The organism is Salinivibrio sp. PR919 (assembly GCF_001995355.1).
GTDB classification, from domain to species: domain Bacteria; phylum Pseudomonadota; class Gammaproteobacteria; order Enterobacterales; family Vibrionaceae; genus Salinivibrio; species Salinivibrio proteolyticus.
The window spans coordinates 38,383-54,315 of sequence record NZ_MUFL01000003.1 but is presented as its reverse complement, the minus strand read 5'-3'; the positions used below and the strand labels follow the sequence as shown (position 1 = coordinate 54,315).

General features: G+C 47.7%; 16 protein-coding genes. 6 read left to right on the top strand and 10 right to left on the bottom strand.

Annotated elements, in window-relative coordinates; translation table 11 throughout:
- Positions 1–44: 44 nt before the first annotated feature.
- The gene (locus BZG83_RS01095; RefSeq protein WP_077479039.1) at positions 45–1,556 is read right to left on the bottom strand and encodes a DUF3360 family protein; all 1,512 of its coding nucleotides are present in this window, start codon (positions 1,554–1,556) and stop codon (positions 45–47) included.
- A gap of 353 nt (positions 1,557–1,909) precedes the next feature.
- Here BZG83_RS01095 and BZG83_RS01090 point away from each other — a divergent pair, with 353 nt between their 5' ends.
- The 5 genes from BZG83_RS01090 (at position 1,910) to BZG83_RS01070 (ending at position 6,871) form a co-directional block, all read left to right on the top strand.
- On the top strand, positions 1,910–3,211 hold the full coding sequence (locus BZG83_RS01090; RefSeq protein WP_077479038.1) for a tetratricopeptide repeat protein: 1,302 nt from the start codon (positions 1,910–1,912) through the stop codon (positions 3,209–3,211).
- A gap of 573 nt (positions 3,212–3,784) precedes the next feature.
- The gene (locus BZG83_RS01085) at positions 3,785–4,555 is read left to right on the top strand and encodes an ABC transporter ATP-binding protein (RefSeq protein ID WP_069589359.1); all 771 of its coding nucleotides are present in this window, start codon (positions 3,785–3,787) and stop codon (positions 4,553–4,555) included.
- Between the two features lie 76 nt (positions 4,556–4,631).
- Entirely contained in the window at positions 4,632–5,408 is a 777-nt protein-coding gene (locus BZG83_RS01080; RefSeq protein WP_077479037.1) for an ABC transporter substrate-binding protein, read from the top strand.
- A gap of 38 nt (positions 5,409–5,446) precedes the next feature.
- Complete coding sequence (locus BZG83_RS01075) at positions 5,447–6,187, top strand: ABC transporter permease (protein WP_077479036.1); 741 nt, start codon at positions 5,447–5,449, stop codon at positions 6,185–6,187.
- A 6-nt stretch (positions 6,188–6,193) separates the two neighbouring features.
- Positions 6,194–6,871 carry an ABC transporter permease gene (locus BZG83_RS01070; RefSeq protein WP_077479035.1) on the top strand — a complete coding sequence of 226 codons (678 nt, stop codon included), beginning with the start codon at positions 6,194–6,196 and terminating at the stop codon, positions 6,869–6,871.
- Positions 6,872–6,955: 84 nt separating this feature from the next.
- Here BZG83_RS01070 and xthA read toward each other — a convergent pair whose 3' ends face one another.
- The 5 genes from xthA to BZG83_RS01040 form a co-directional block, all read right to left on the bottom strand.
- A complete protein-coding gene (gene xthA / locus BZG83_RS01065; protein ID WP_077479034.1) occupies positions 6,956–7,759 on the bottom strand; it encodes an exodeoxyribonuclease III in 804 nt (267 codons plus the stop codon).
- Between the two features lie 61 nt (positions 7,760–7,820).
- Positions 7,821–8,930: a phage integrase gene (locus tag BZG83_RS01060; RefSeq protein WP_077479033.1), complete on the bottom strand. Its 1,110-nt coding sequence runs from the start codon at positions 8,928–8,930 to the stop codon at positions 7,821–7,823.
- Complete coding sequence (locus BZG83_RS01055) at positions 8,931–9,683, bottom strand: HIRAN domain-containing protein (RefSeq protein WP_077479032.1); 753 nt, start codon at positions 9,681–9,683, stop codon at positions 8,931–8,933. It lies immediately after the preceding gene.
- Complete coding sequence (locus BZG83_RS01050; RefSeq protein ID WP_077479031.1) at positions 9,680–10,654, bottom strand: hypothetical protein; 975 nt, start codon at positions 10,652–10,654, stop codon at positions 9,680–9,682. The genes BZG83_RS01055 and BZG83_RS01050 overlap by 4 nt, the downstream gene beginning before the upstream one ends.
- Before the next feature lie 800 nt (positions 10,655–11,454).
- Positions 11,455–11,949 carry a helix-turn-helix domain-containing protein gene (locus BZG83_RS01040; RefSeq protein ID WP_077479029.1) on the bottom strand — a complete coding sequence of 165 codons (495 nt, stop codon included), beginning with the start codon at positions 11,947–11,949 and terminating at the stop codon, positions 11,455–11,457.
- 148 nt (positions 11,950–12,097) lie between these two features.
- Here BZG83_RS01040 and BZG83_RS01035 point away from each other — a divergent pair, with 148 nt between their 5' ends.
- On the top strand, positions 12,098–12,817 hold the full coding sequence (locus BZG83_RS01035; protein WP_274532428.1) for a phage antirepressor N-terminal domain-containing protein: 720 nt from the start codon (positions 12,098–12,100) through the stop codon (positions 12,815–12,817).
- 42 nt (positions 12,818–12,859) lie between these two features.
- On the opposite strand, the gene BZG83_RS01030 is transcribed toward BZG83_RS01035, so the two are convergent.
- The 4 genes from BZG83_RS01030 to BZG83_RS01020 all read right to left on the bottom strand — a co-directional run bounded on the left by BZG83_RS01030 (position 12,860) and on the right by BZG83_RS01020 (position 15,501).
- On the bottom strand, positions 12,860–13,351 hold the full coding sequence (locus tag BZG83_RS01030; protein ID WP_077479027.1) for a hypothetical protein: 492 nt from the start codon (positions 13,349–13,351) through the stop codon (positions 12,860–12,862).
- A gap of 2 nt (positions 13,352–13,353) precedes the next feature.
- Complete coding sequence (locus tag BZG83_RS16685; protein ID WP_158011493.1) at positions 13,354–13,524, bottom strand: hypothetical protein; 171 nt, start codon at positions 13,522–13,524, stop codon at positions 13,354–13,356.
- Between the two features lie 169 nt (positions 13,525–13,693).
- A complete protein-coding gene (locus tag BZG83_RS01025; protein ID WP_077479026.1) occupies positions 13,694–14,047 on the bottom strand; it encodes a helix-turn-helix domain-containing protein in 354 nt (117 codons plus the stop codon).
- A gap of 221 nt (positions 14,048–14,268) precedes the next feature.
- The gene (locus BZG83_RS01020) at positions 14,269–15,501 is read right to left on the bottom strand and encodes an ISL3 family transposase (RefSeq protein WP_077479025.1); all 1,233 of its coding nucleotides are present in this window, start codon (positions 15,499–15,501) and stop codon (positions 14,269–14,271) included.
- Positions 15,502–15,933: the final 432 nt, after the last annotated feature.

The window sequence follows — 15,933 nt, the reverse complement described above, 5'->3', positions numbered from 1 at the left end:
CGATTTAAATCCGGATTGCCCCGCCCGTAAGCGGGGCTGAGTTATTACAATAACGCTGGAATGCCGGGAATCATTCCAACTGCCAACATGGCAGCAATACAAATAATCACAGTGGCGGTTGGAATCACCAGACGGTCAACCGCTGACAGCGTTTTAGGACGCTCTTTGTCACCGATAAGGCCGTTGTTGTCCAAAAGCATTGTGACTGCCCAACCAAAGACTGGGTTAACAGCCATGGAGGCGAAAATACAAATACCGGCTGACTGACTTGACTTGGCGTCTTTGACCATCTGCATGCCTGCTTCAAGCAAGGGCAGGAATACCCCTGAAAGCAGTGCGATAGTCATCACTGGAGGCCAAGTGGCAACGTCCATTGGGTAACCAATTAAAGCCACACCGATACACAGTAAACCGAGAATAATGGCACCACCTGGGATCGGGCGGCGAGCTATCGCAGCCGGGATCATATAGGTGCCCCATGATGAGGTGATGTTACCGCCACCTACAGAGGCGCCGACCATTTGGCGAATTGAGCACCCTGTCATGGTGTCATCCACATCCATCAGTACTTTTTCGGCTTTCTTAGGATAGTTTAGTTCCTGGAAAATACGGTGACCAAGGAAGTCTGGCGACCACATCGCAACCGCGAGCAAAGCAAATGGCAATGACGCTAAGAAGTGCGATACATTAGGTAAACCTAGCTGCCAACCTTGTTCAGTCGATCCCCACCAGTACACAGGGTTAAGGTTTGGGATACCGGGCTGGGTGACAAACTCTAATGACGAGCCCGCACCAAGTGCAGTGGCAATCAAACCACCAGTAATGGCGCATACAGGGATCGCCAGCCAGCGCTTACCAATCCGAGCCAAGAAGGCATAAATCACAATCGACACGGCAAGAATCAAGATGGAGACATAGCCCATGTTGATCTCTGCGCCCCAAGCCAACAGGCTCTCAATTTGTCCTTTTGCGCCACCAAAGCCGAGGAAAATCAGCAAGCCACCGGCCACGCCCTGACTAGTAAGATTTACCAGTTTGGACCCACCTTTGAGGTAGCTTAAGGTCAGGCCAAATACGCCGATCAGAATACCGAGAGCAAGTGGGTGAGCACCGGCCAAGGCGATGGTTCCGACCAACGGGATCATCGGACCGTGGTTACCGGCTAAGTTCGCGCGGGGGTTGATAAAGCCGCACAGTAACACACAAAACAATAAAGCAGGTATTAACATTTCCACGCGAGCAACCTCGACGGCAAATGCTTTACCAAGTGTGATGTGATCCCACGCTGCGGTTAGCCCCTCAGCCCATGACATCATTACCGCAGAATACATTGCGATGATGCCGATGGTACCAGCTAGCGCGGGAACAAGATCTTCAAGTTCAAAACGGAAGTCACGGCCGGGCAGGTTTAGCCCCCAACGGCGCGGACGCATGATTTGTAGTTCGTGATTCAGGTAGTCAGCGCGGGAGGCGAATGATGAAGCCGGCTTGTGCTTCTTTTGATATTCGCTTTTTTCTTCGTGACTCACACTGCGGTCTTGAGCATGTGTTGCCATAATTTCCTCGTCTACAGAAAGCAAAAGCTTTCGAAACAGTGGTTTAGCCAGTCTTTATATTGTTTTTACGCTGGCCTTGTGGCCGTGTTCTGTTTCGTTATCAGCATGCTAACAATAGAGGATTTTCTGAATGTTGACTTAGATCATTACCGTGTAATTTTTTTACGTGCCACGGCCGGTTATCGGCGCTTTTTAGCGCGCCAAATGTGCCTAAAAAGCCACCCATGTCGGAGTTTTGTAATTTTTTTACCAAAAATCACGCCTAAAATGTGCTACAAAACAGGCGAATATCGAGGGTGAAAGTGGGTGACTGTGTCGAGGAACGCGATCACACGCCAAGGAATGTAGACAGCATGACAGCTAGCGCTGCTGACAAAGAAAAATTACGTTATAGTCATCCCATCATGGTTGAACAATGGATAAGTTTGGTGCGGCGACTGATTTCGAGCTTAGGAAGCGCTTTTTCGAGTAAGGGAATTCACGCTTGTATGCTGGCAAGTATGTTGGTGTTGGCACCCGCGTACGGACAACAAACCGCCAGTGTAGATGCCGTCAGTGGTCTGATTCAACAAGGGGCGTATCAGCAGGCGTTGCAAAATAGCCAAACGTTGCTGACCGCGAAGGATGATGCAGCACTGGATAATTCAGCACGTGCCGAGTTATTGCGTCTGCAAGGCGTAGCGCATTTGTATTTACAGCAACGGGCAGAGGCTTATCGCAGTTATCGTCAGGCACTCGCGCTCAATGCATTAAGTAAAGACAGCGAAGCGGACGCCTTATCGGCAGTGATTACTTTAGCCTACCGCGTTAAACAATATGATGAAGTCCTTCGCTATGCGCGGCAGATGGCCGAGCACCATGAATTACTGCCGCATGCCAACCGTTTGGCGATGCAGTCGGCTTACGCATTATCTCGCTATGATGTGGCGATAGACTATGCGTCGCGACTACAAAAGAGCGGCAATGCGGATGCGTTTACTCTGCAAACCAAAGGGTTGAGTGAAATGGCCTTGTCGCAGTTTTCCGCCGCGGCACGTACCTTTGATGCACTGGCTCAGCAAGACGATGTTGCGCCGAAATGGTTGGCTCAGGCTGCGCGAGCACATGCGCATGCCGGATCGCACTCTCAAGCCCGTCAATACTTAGCGAGAGCGAGGGCCGATATTGCGTTGTATCGCACATTGGCGCTAGAGCAACTCGAACAAACCCAACCTCAAGAAGCGCTGGCTTATTGGCAGCAAGGGTTAAGCCAATTGGATCGCGTTCCCACACGAGATGAGCAACTTTTGTTGGTGCAGTGTCTGCTGCAAAACAACCAGCGTGTCGCGGCACTTAATCGGGTCAGCGAGATCAACCTGAGCGCGCCTGATACACAAACCCTTAAGCTTCAAGTGATGTTGGCGTATCAGCTCAAGCGCTGGCAAGAGGTGATTGATACGTCCCAAGTGGCGCTTTCTCATGGTTTAAAAGAAGATAGGATGCTTTGGCAGTGGTTATCTATTAGCGCTATCAAAGCGGGAGATTATGCCTTGGCTGACTTTGCCTTAAATGAGTGGCAAGCAAGGGATACCTCAGGCTTGGCTGAACGTTGGCGAGAGACGTTGGAATTACTTAAAGCAGGTCGCGCGAGCTTGTCTGATCTATCTATTTCCTAATCTGTCTTACAATGCGGGCGCTTTTGTCTGCCATCATGGTCTTAGCGTTCGCCCCTTCACAGTTTTGTTACTTCTTGGTGCGTATTAACACTGAAAAGCGTTCACCACCCGTGCGTGAGAGTATGGGTTTCTATTCAGCGCCTACTTTATTTCCTTAAAAACAATGTGCTGCGCTATGCTTGTTGTTAAGCGATACCTCACGTTCGCCCTTTTGTATCTCGCCCATACTGCCGACGGTTGGCTGTTGGAAGCAGAGTAGAGAAATATGACAGTTGTAACTTTGTTGGTATGTCGACGATCTCGATGTGACGAATGTGCTGGTTGTTTTTTCAGCAGTTAATTTTGCGTTTGACTTTTTATGCAATAATATTGACTATAATAATTCCATTTTTAAGGTTAACAAAATGTTGCTCATTAGAGGGAGGGGTGAWATTTTCGATTGCAAGATGTCGAATTAATCACCAACGATGGTGAGGGGTCAGGCACTCACCCAACCGTGAGTAATAATAAGCGCGCATTTGATGTGGGCGGTACGTAAACACAACAGATTTCATGGATGATAGGAGCTAGCGCATGACGGAAGCTGTAGCGCTACAGGTTAAGTCACTCAAAAAAAGCTTTGGGCAGCACCAAGTGCTCAAAGGCATTTCTCTCGACGCCCACCGTGGCGACGTTATCTCTATTATTGGCTCTTCCGGATCCGGGAAAAGCACCTTTTTGCGTTGTATCAATTTACTTGAGACGCCCACCGGCGGCGAAATTTGGGTCAATGGTGAGTTGATCAAAATGAAAAACAACCGTGCTGGTGAGCCTGTTCCCGTCAGTGACAAACAAGTGCAACGCATTCGCTCGCGTCTGGCCATGGTATTTCAAGGCTTCAACCTTTGGTCACACATGACGGTGATGCAAAATGTTATTGAAGCGCCTGTTCATGTATTGGGTGTGCCCAAGGCGGAAGCGATTGAACAAGCTGAGGCCTTGTTGCATCGCGTTGGATTGTATGAGCGGCGCGATTACTACCCAGGCCATTTATCCGGTGGTCAACAACAGCGTGCTGCGATTGCGCGTGCGCTCGCCGTCGAGCCAGAAGTGTTGCTGTTTGATGAGCCAACCTCCGCGCTGGATCCTGAATTAGTGGGAGAAGTGCTGGGGGTGATGCGTTCACTGGCGGAAGAAGGGCGAACTATGCTGGTGGTTACCCACGAAATGAGCTTCGCGCGTGATGTGTCGAATCATGTGATGTTTTTACATCAAGGGTTGGTCGAGGAGCAGGGTGATCCGAAAGAGTTGTTTAATGCTCCGGAATCTGAGCGCCTGAAGCAGTTTATCTCATCAATCTACTAATTAAATATATCAATAGCATAACCATGCAAATGGGCGTAGCCCGCACAACATCGTAAAAACGACAGGAGAAAGGAAAATGAAAAAATGGCTAGTTGCCGCCGCCGTGATGGCCGCGGTTGGGTCAACCTCCGTAGCAGCCAAGGATTGGAAGGTCGTACGTTTTGGTATCGAAGGGGCGTACCCTCCATTTAGTTGGACCACCAATGAAGGCGAGCTGAAAGGCTTTGATGTGGATATGGCCAATGCGCTGTGCGAAGAGATGCAAGCAAAGTGTAAAATCGTCGCTCAGGACTGGGATGGCATCATTCCCTCACTGTTAGCGCGTAAATACGATGCCATCATCGCAGCGATGTCTATCACCGAAGAGCGTAAAAAGAAAGTCGATTTCACCAACAAGTACGCCCTCATCCCGAACAAATTTGTAGCTGAAAAAGGCACGGATCTGACCTTTACCAAAGAGGGGTTAGAGGGCGTTAAAATCGGTGTTCAGCGCGCAACCACCCATGATAAATACCTGACGGATAACTATGGCGATGCGGTCGATATCGTTCGCTATGGCACTTTCGATGAAGCTTACCTTGATTTGAAAGCAGGCCGTATCGAATCAATTCTTGGCGATGCGTCAGCACTGCAGCAAGGCCTGCTTGATAAAGAAGGCGGTGATGCGTTTGAGTTTATTGGTCCGTCATTAACCGATCCTGAGTGGTTTGGTGAAGGTTTTGGCATTGCGACACGCAAGCAAGACAAAGCGCTGACTGAGAAGCTTAACCAAGCGATCGATTCGTTGCGTGAAAAAGGCGTGTATGACGAGATTGCAGCCAAGTACTTCAACTACGACGTATACGGCGAGTAATAGGCAGGCGGGCAGCATGAAAGTGCTGCCCGAATCATATGATTGATTTGAAAGGTTACGAGTGGTCCCTGCTCGAAGGTGCATGGGTGACCCTTCAGGTTGCGCTGCTCTCGTTAGGTCTTGCCATGCTACTGGGTATGCTCGGGGCGTTGGCAAAATTGTCAAAATTCTCAACGTTGCGTGGTGTTGCCACCCTTTATACGACTGTGATCCGCGGTATCCCTGACCTTGTCTTGATGATGCTAATTTTTTATGGCGGACAAATGCTTCTCAATAACAGTCTGTATGGGATGAATGAGTGGCTCAATGAGTATATGGCGGGGCAGAACCCTAGCCATGAATGGACGTCTTATTTGCCGGATTACGTCGATGTCAGCCCATTTATCGCCGGGATCCTAACCATCGGGTTTATCTTTGGCGCTTRCATGGCGGAAACCTTCCGTGGCGCGATTATGGCGGTGGACGCAGGGGAAATGGAAGCGGCACGTGCCTATGGCATGAGCAGCAGTTTAGCGTTTCGCCGTATTCTTTTACCGCAGATGATCCGTCATGCGTTACCAGGCTTCGGTAACAACTGGCTGGTGCTACTTAAAACTACCGCGCTGGTGTCAATCATCGGTCTTGATGACATGGTGCGCAAAGGGGCATTGGCGGCCGGATCCACCCAGATGCCATTTACCTTCTATTTTACTGTCGCGCTGATTTTCTTGCTCTTCACCAGTATCTCGACCACGGGACTGCGTTGGATGGAGCGTCGCTTTAGTATTCACACGCGGTAGGTGCTTATGGATTTTTCACTTGTTCTAGAAACGTGGCCCATCTACCTCGAGGGATTGTGGACCACTGTATGGCTGGTATCACTGGCATTGGTGATTGGTTTAGTGGTGGCGGTGCCGGTCGCGGTAGCACGCAACGCGCAATTCCCTTTATGGCGCTACCCAGCGTGGGCGTTTATTTATTTTTTCCGTGGCACACCGCTGCTGATCCAGCTGTATCTGATTTATTATGGCTTAAGTCAGGTAATTAATGTTGAAGACACTTTGTGGCAGCACGCTTGGTTCTGCGCCTTAGTGGCCTTTGTGCTGAACACAGCCGCTTACACAGCGGAAATCATCCGTGGCGCGATTAATGGCCTTCCTAAAGGGGAAGTCGAGGCGGCGATCGCTTATGGCATGAGCCCCTATAAAGCCTTTTCGCGCATTGTGTTGCCGAGTGCGATGCGTCGTGCGTTGCCGGCGTACAGTAACGAAGTGGTGTTTATGCTACACGGCTCAGCGGTGGCTGGGATTATCACCATTGTCGATTTAACCGGTGCCGCTCGGATAGTGAACTCTCGCTATTATGCGCCGTTCGAGTCGTTTTTGACCGCCGGCGTGTTTTATATGGCGCTGACATTTAGCATCCTTTGGATGTTCCGCTTAGCGGAGCGCCGCTTCCTACGCCATTTAAGGCCGCTGAGCTAATCGGCTCAATCTCAAATAAGAAACGCCGCAGTGATCACCTGATCATCTGCGGCGTTTTTTTATCCAACGTGTGCGCCTTGGGGCTTACTTAAAGGTTGCCCAAATCGGCGCGTGATCTGACGGTTTTTCAATCGCACGGAGTTCGTAGTCAATGCCGGCATCGATGCATTGGCTCGCCAGATCTGGAGTGGCCAGAATCACGTCAATACGCAGGCCACGGTTATCGTCAAAGCCGCGTGAGCGGTAGTCAAACCACGAGAACTGATCGTTCACGGTTGGGTGCAGGGCTCGGAAGGTGTCAACAAACCCCCAGTCCATCAGAGTGCCCAGCCACTCACGCTCTTCGGGTAAGAAAGAGCACTTACCGGTGCGTAGCCAGCGTTTGGCGTTTTGCTCACCAATACCGATGTCATCGTCTTTCGGGCTGATATTAATGTCGCCCATCACCACCAGCTGCTCACTGGGATCACGGTCAGCTAAATAGGTCATTAAGTCTTGATAAAACTTACGCTTGGCGGGGAATTTGGTTTCATGGCTGCGGTTTTCCCCTTGCGGGAAGTAACCGTTGAGCACAGTGATTGGCTTGCCGTTTTCGTCTTCAAAGGTCGCCATGATCATCCGGCGTTGAGCGTCCTCATCGTCAGTAGGAAAGCCTTTTTGCACGCTGATAGGGGACTTTTTACATAGCATTGCCACGCCATAATGGGCTTTTTGGCCATGAAAGTGCACTTCGTAACCCATGGCTTCGACATCCGCGAGCGGAAAGGCGTCATCATGGACTTTGGTTTCTTGTAACCCGATCACGTCAGGTTGATGTTTTTCAATCAAGGCTTGCAATTGATGCAAACGAGCACGAATACCATTGATATTGAATGAAATTACTTTCATATAATTTTTAAACTCTTGTATACCGCCGTATGGCGCTGTTTTACTGGGTTCTTCAATATCGTCAGTTACGATGTGCGACGATATTTAACGGTGTTTGGCGATGGCTGTCGCCATTTTGTCGCCACTTGCCGCCATCATTTTTGAGCACTTTTAGCTGGCTGAGCGGGTTCAATTCGACCACTTCAACCAGGTGATCCGGCGAGAAGTGCGCATACACCATTGTCTGCTTAATGTCCGTATGCCCTAGTGCTTCTTTCAGTGCCAGGATGTTGCCGCCATTCATCATAAAGTGACTGGCGAACGTGTGGCGAAGCACATGGGTGGTTTGTCCCTTGGGTAAATCCGGCAATGTACGGTCAATCCACTTATGCACCACACCATAGCCAACGGTGAACAGTCGATCTGACATCGGTTGATAAAGGTCGTCATACAGTGATTTTGAAATCGGCACCGTGCGGTTGCGTTTCCCCTTGGTTTGCACGTACGTAATTTTGTACTGCGATAACTGTGAACCCCGTAGGTTAACAGCTTCCATAATGCGGGCGCCAGTCGCCAGGCAGATTTGAATAATTTTGCATAGCTGGTCGGCAACCGGGCTAGCCTGAATCACATCAAACAGGTGGAGGATTTGTTCGTCGGTCAGATAGGTCAGCTCGTTCTCACTGAGCTTGATTTTCTTCACCGAATGCATCGGGTTGGGCTGCTTCCACTCACCAATATCAATCAGGTAATTGAACACGGATTGCAGCCACAACTGATCTTTATTGTGGGACGATGCCGAAAGCTCAGTGCCGTTGCGGGTTTCACCCCGGCCCTTGGTTCTGCGGTTGGCGCGATAATGCACAAAGTCCCGCGCGGTGAAGGTACTGGCGACAGGGTTGCCCTGTTCCTCGCTAATCATCAGCAACCGGCGCAGGGAATGGTCGCCGGATTTGAGGTTCTTTCCGTGCAGTTGATACCAAAGCTCAATCAGGTCCGACAGTCGGCGGTGATCTGGCTTGTCACCCAGCCAGGGTTTGTCGTCCACCGCTTGCATAGTGTAACGCTCAAACGTGACCGCTTCGCCTTTGGTGGCAAAGCGCTTGCGAATACGTTTCCCTTTTCGGCCCTGCGGGTAACACTCGCAGAGCCAAGGCTTTTTGCTGCCGTCTTTAAGGTTTCGAACTGACATTTATACGACGCGAAGTTGTTCCGACTCAGTAAAGTTTGAATAATCTTTAGAGACCAATGGAATAAAGTTATCTGGCCATTTGGCTGTGAATTCACAAAGCAATCTAAACTGAGCAGGCGCATCTTTATTAACCTTAACAACATTAATTCTGTATTCGTTCAAGTGAGGGTTGCTTAATAATGAACGAATGTCACAATTAAAATATTTAGGTAAATATCCAACTTTCACTTTCTCGTTATCGGAAGTCATTACCATAACAGCATTACTGTCATATGGGTTTGAATCCTCAAACTCTAAGTCTAACAATTCTTTAGGCCGCAACTTTGAAATTCGATCAATAGCTTCTTTATCTAAATGGCTAATTCCACTGGAAAAGAATCTGATTTTATACTCACCAGACTTTGTAATCTCCGGTTGCGAAATAATACGAAACTGATCAGTTTTTCGTGCGCCACCTGAAACGCCTAATAAGTCGAGCTCATCATAAAGTTCAAAGTCAATATCAGACCATTCCAGCATCATTCTAAATTCAGGCCGGTTTGTTGGGATGATCCTGTTTTTGAAGAATGAGAAAAGACCTGTCGATAAATAGGCTTTAGTTTTATCCTCCATACGAGGGAAAGCTATAAAGTTTGGATGAGAAGCGCCTTTGGTGTAATTTAAACGATAAAAAGTATCCGTACGAGTGAGTTTGGCTACTGGGTGCCACATACCATCGTCCAAGTCTTTCCAAATTACAAATACGCTTTTCATTGCGTTGCTCTCTTTTTAACTAAACTTTTAAATCTTTCGATTAATTCTTTATTGCTTAACAAACGTGCCTTGTTCGCAATAATTATCGAGTAACAAAAAATCTTTGCTACGTCAGTCATAATTTCTGAGGGAACCGCAGTAACAACCTCAATGATTTGACTGTTGTCGATGGATTCTAACCTCTCTAGCCATTCTAGCGCGGCATCAGGGCTATTGGCACTAAAAACCAAGAATGCCTCTAAAGTTTTTCTTCGTTTATCATGGAAGTAAAAGTGTGACTTGCACTTGGTTACATATTGCGGAATTTGGCGCCCTGAGTCTTTGGACGTTAATCGCTCAATTCTGACCTCATCTCGCTCATTACGGCCGAGACTAGCACCGTGATCAAAACTTGGCGCTAAATATGTTGTGCCATCAAGGGCTTCGATCATTGCCCAGTTTTGACTGTGGCGATCTTGGTTTGAGATCAATGTATCCAGCATCAGGTAGCCTAAAAAAACATCAAATGCATTATTGATGCAGGCTGTGGGCTGCCAGCCCTTTGGCGGATTAACAATGATTCGCTCAAGAATAGTCGTAATGAACTCAATCCGTTGTGCTCGCTCACCTTTACCTAATGGTGTTGCCAAAGTCGTAGCAACCTTTTCTAGTAACTGGTTGCCAAACACCATATTTTCACCTGTTTGGATGAAGTTTGGACTTCGGGTGCCATGCTGGCCTGAATTGAATGCTAAGTCGTAATGGGCATGAGGGATTCCTAACAGTTCAGCAAGCTCGCAAGCAACTTTCTCAGACCAGTTCTCGCCATGACGTACGGTTGGGTTACCACGTTTATCGAGGGTATGAATAGACTTAAAGATGTACTCTTGACCATCATTAGAGTCCGTATACCAAAACTTGGACTTCGTGCCCATCGATTCGAAATCATCAACACTCTGATCTGAAATGTCTAAAATCGGGTATTCTTCCATGAGTTAATATCTCATTTTTATTCGTCATGCTACTGTGAGTGAAAACAGGCACTTAGCACTTGCAGAGCCAAGGCCTATGGCTGCCGACTTCTAATTTACGTACAGTCATAAAGGCTGTYTAAACATCCTCGGGAACTTCACCAGTTTCAATCAACGTTTCCAGTTGTTCTTTATTAAGAATCATGGCGCCTTGCGATAGGGCCTTTTCGAGTTTTTTGGGACCAGCGTTATAGCCATAACAAAGAATATCCAGATGCTTGGTGACTTCCCCTCGAACATACATACCATTTTCCTTATCAAACGTGATGAGTTGATCTTTATCTGCCTTTTTGAAGCCAGTGAAACAAATGTCTATAGTTTCAGGGCTTGAGTACCTGCTTGCACCTGGAGAGCGTTTAGTCTCGAACTCGAAGCCTTCTTGTTCTAATTTTCTTTTTGCGAGTTCGAAGTAGGCTTCGGCTTCATTCTGAGTGCTATGCATTTCCAATACATGATCGAAACGCAGGGTTCGGGGGGGAGCCATTGTTTGCACACCAACCTTGAATATGAATAGGCTGATCTGTGTCATCCAGGATAACCTTTGGTTTCACGATAGTCTGAATCGACAGTCGCATCCTCTGTGACAGGTATGTACAGATAATTTGATCATCTAATTCCATATTGCCTCCGTGCTTATTTATGAAGTCAAATTCTAGCTAGAATCTTGTGTTAGTTGCTCCATACGCATCAAACGTGGTGCATATGTGTGAGCTGTGAGGAATTATTCCTTACTCATCGTCATGGCCACGCGGCCAAGCACTTTAACGCAGGATGAAGTTGATTGACAGCTGGCCGTCAATATCGATCAGGTACTTGCCTGAAGTCGGATTGGTGGATTCTGTGTTTACGTAATAAATCGCGGCATCATCTTCAATGACTTTGGTGATCGATGGTTTCAAGCCAAATCGGTCCAGCGTGCTTAAGTCTAGCGAAATTCTTCCTGCCTCAACCAATGCCCCGTCAACCAAGCGGTGAGTTTGTAGCCCTTCAACTGGGTCGACTTTACCTTCAAAAGGTTCTCCTTCACCCAGTGCCATATAGCGAACCGACGCACCGGTTGCTAAATGCGTTCTGACAATTAACTCAAAAGCGGTCCGATCATGGCTGTGCCAAGTCTGAATGGTTGAGCTTGGGATTCCAAACTTGTCAGCCAGCATGTAATTAGTCGAAGCTCCGGTTATTTCTCGAAGCTTTTCTGTGAATTCCTTCCCGGAAACATAATCAAAAGCCGGGATTTCAGCTTGTAGTGTTGTCATTTTCGATCTGCCATTGTTGTCAAGTTCGGTTTTCGGCACAGGATGCCGTACACCGGAACAAATCGGAACTCAAAACCAACTAGTAAGGATAACACCATGCTCTCATTTCAAATAGTCGTGAACGCACCCTTTATGACATTGGAGGAGTATTCACGTTACTCCGGCATGTCCAAACGCCTCCTTCGAGACTGGGAACGCGAAGGCAAAGTCATCTTCAAGAAAAGAGAAAAGAAAACTCGCATCGAACCCCGAAAGATGGGGTATCACCAAAATGGTGATCCCTTCAGTTGGCGGAAACCAAGAGGCGGTTTGCTTACCGCTCCGCAAGCTGTTCGGCTGGCTACAAACCATATCGCCCAACAAGGTCAAATCCTCCATCCGCGATAAAGTCATCCAGTATCAAAACGAATGTGACGACGTACTCTGGCAACACTGGACCAACCAAACCGCCCCAACACCCAAGCAACTCACTCTTTCCGCACCACAACCCAACCGCCGGGTAAAACTCACCGAACTGATGTTCGAACTGGCCGAACTGCGCGGCGTTACCACGCAGGAAATCCGCATTCACTACAGCCAGGTTTTTAGCAACCCGTGCTGGCCGGAAGGGGATGAAGTGTCGATCGCGCTGGCGAACGTCAAACTCAAGCACGACATTGAAGAAGCCCGGAAATACAAAGCAGCCCCGGTGGCGGAACTGCAAGCACTGGCCGAGCAAGTGGGGATGAAGGTGATCAGCGAATACGATTTGCAGGCGCTGCACCGGTTGGTGAGCCGGCAGCAGGAAGAAATCGACGAAGTGAACAAGGCGCTCATGAAACTGGCCCGACAGCAAAGCCTGATCCTGAACAGCCCGGTTTGGGGGTGAAGTATAAAAGAGCCCGGCAGTGTCGGGCTTCATGACTAAAATTTATTCGTTTATCAGCTGTTTAAGCTCTTCAGCAATAGGTGCTGACTTCAGAAGCTCTTCTCTTCGTTCTGAAAATTTCATTTCCGAATAGAGCCAAAAAGTCATGGATAGAACTATTGTTATGAAAGAAGCAATAAGCCCAGCCGCCAAGTTCTCCCAGACTGAGACTTTAAATGGTTTGTGAACTCGTTGAACTATAGCCTCTTCTTTCACCGTCTCTTTGTAAACGTTTAGCTCTTCAGAAAAGCAGAAATCGAAATAGTCATTGAGCATACGTTCCGCATCTTCACGATATTTAGCGACGCAGTCCGGTGAGGATTGGTAATGAGTGAAAAAATCATGAATTTCATCTGAGGTCGGGAACTTACCGGTTTTTGCCTTATGAGCTTTGATCCATTTGACCTTTTGCTCTTTGTAGAGGGAGTAGGCTACAAAACCAACAAAGTCCCCATCTCCCTCTACCATATCACCATAAGTATTGTGTGCCCACATGGTTAACCAGCAGCCTTAGCAGCACGGTATTCTGCATATTTGCTGTTGATTTCTTCTTGTGAGTAGCGGCGAGCAGCAATCTTTCGTTTCACTTCAGTAGGCAGATCATAGGAAGACAGCTTTTTACCACTTCTCATTGCGGCGTTAGCTTTTGCTGCAAGGTTCATACTCATACAGCCTCCTTGTCGTCTGAAAAACCATAATAAAAGTAAAGTACAATATACCGTATTGAGGGACGCAAACTATACATGAGTTGTAAAAATCAGACAATATTCACAGCTCCAGATAGGCACAATATAGAACGATTTGACACGATATGCCCCGTTTGACAGCTTTGCCGGGCTATCCGGCATCCCTACTTTGCAACTCCTCGGCCACCGTCACTATCAAATCGACAAAGCTTTCCCGAACCCGCTTTGGCAGCAGCCGGGCGGTGGCCGCAATATCCCCCGCCGACGTGTGCCGATGCCGCATTTCGCCCAGCGACACATCCAGCGACGTCAGCCCGTACAACTCACATAAGGCCCGGTATTGAGAAAGGGTCATATCCRTCTTGCCTTGCTCAATCCGTCGCAAAGYGCTGAGCGAAATGCCATGGCACTGGTTCGCAACGGCATTCTGCGTCATCTTTTTCTGCACCCGAATCGTGACTAAAAACAGCACGATAGGGTCGGGTTTGTTAGGTTTTTTAGGCATTGGTATCAAATCTACACGTCAAATCTGATTTATTACTGCACCAAATATGCCATTTAAGAGTAGTACAAAGGCTGATACGAGCCTGGTCACATATTTGTGATCTTGGTTCCTGTAGGTTTTGGCCCAAACCATAAGAAACGTGTGTGATAAACACTGCATTACGGCGTGTAAAAAAGGCTTATTTGTTGATATGATTAAAATTACTGTGTTTATATGGCTCTTCATCGTTCGTGGTGGAAAGTCATATCAAGTCCCCCAAAATAGAACAGTATCGCTGTCTTGAGCCTTTGTTTGTTTCTAAAGCCTTTAGCTCTAAGCTTCATGTATTGGATTTTGGCATTTATAGCCTCCGCCAAGCCATTCGATGCCTTAAGCCGCATTGCATTAAGGATTGCTGGTAAGTGCTTTTTCACTGTCGCCGCTGCTGCCATCAATGGTTTAATTCCACTTGCTTTAACTAAAGTAAGCCACTCTAGCCATTGATTCCTTGCGCTTCTGATCGAACCTCCGTACCAGATCAGTCTTGCTTGCTCTTTGAGCAACCAGCTAAGGCTTGTATCTATCATGAGCTTGGCCAATCTGTTTATACGCTCCCTCAGGCGACCTGTGAGGTTTCTATTTCTTTTGAGCCAGCCATAACGCGTTCTGTAGCACTCTCGTTTAAGGTATGGCGGTAGACGGTTAACCTCTTGCTTGCGAACATCGTCAACAGCTTTGGTGAGCACTTTTGCTACGTGGAAATGATCAACTGCAATCAGGCGTTTAGATCGTGAGCCAAAGAAGGACTCGGTTGCATTCATAAAAGCTTGGCTCATATCCATCGAGACTGAGCGGACCTGTTGTTTAGCGATGTTAGGCAGCACTCGATAGCAGTTTGCTAAGCTTTGTTCACTTTTACCGTCGGCAACAGCGAGAACTTGGCCCGTTCGGCTCGACATCACAGTGACATAATCATGCCCTCGGCAAAAGGCAGTTTCGTCTACCAACAAAGCTTCTACCTTATCTAAATTTCTCCGGGCGAGCCCTCGTGAAACAGCCCTTTTCATTATCCGATCAATGGCTCCCCAACTCAGTCGAAAGGCTTTAGATACAGAGTGAAGAGAAGTGAACTGAAGTGTTTCAATAATCTTTGTCTCGAAGAGTTCGGTATAGCGACTTCCAGGAGATGCCCAAGGAACAGAAACGGTCTGAACCCCGTGCTTTGGACAGTCAGCACGTGGGACTTGGGCCTCAAGATATGTTTCGTACTGGCATGTATCCAAATGACGCCATATCCGCTTTCGAGAGTCATGCTTTCTTACCGCTTTCGAACATGTTGGACAAGCAACGCCTGAAGGACTTTCGTACATGATGGTCACGGTAATACGTTGGCTCTTTTTATCCACCTGGACAGAGTCGACAGTCCATGGCGGAATCAGTCCAAGGATCGCTTGATAGAGTGCTGTATCTTTCATCTGATTCAGGGCTCAAGTGCAGAGTGTTTCCTTATTGTCCAATTAATCGGAAAACTTGAAAAGAAACACTTCCCACTACATCCGGTGAAGAGCCATGTGTGCACAGGTAAGTAATTGAAATAAAAGGGACGGGAATAGATTTCGTCACGATCTCAATGATCACCTGATGATCTCATTAGGTTGAAGTGGTGGTGTGTAAGTGATTGATATTATTTGTTTTGTGGTGGTTTGATGAAAAGATCATAATTTCAATTTAGATCACGGGATTTGGTGGGGTGTGAACTGTGACATTGAAGAGTTTTCAAGCCACGAAATCGCTGGATTCAGCCGCTTGCTATTGAACCTTGGTGAATATAAGCCATAAATTTATGGGTATTCTAGACTACTCATAAAATAATATGCTGAGACAAATCATTAAACCACCCCAGTTAG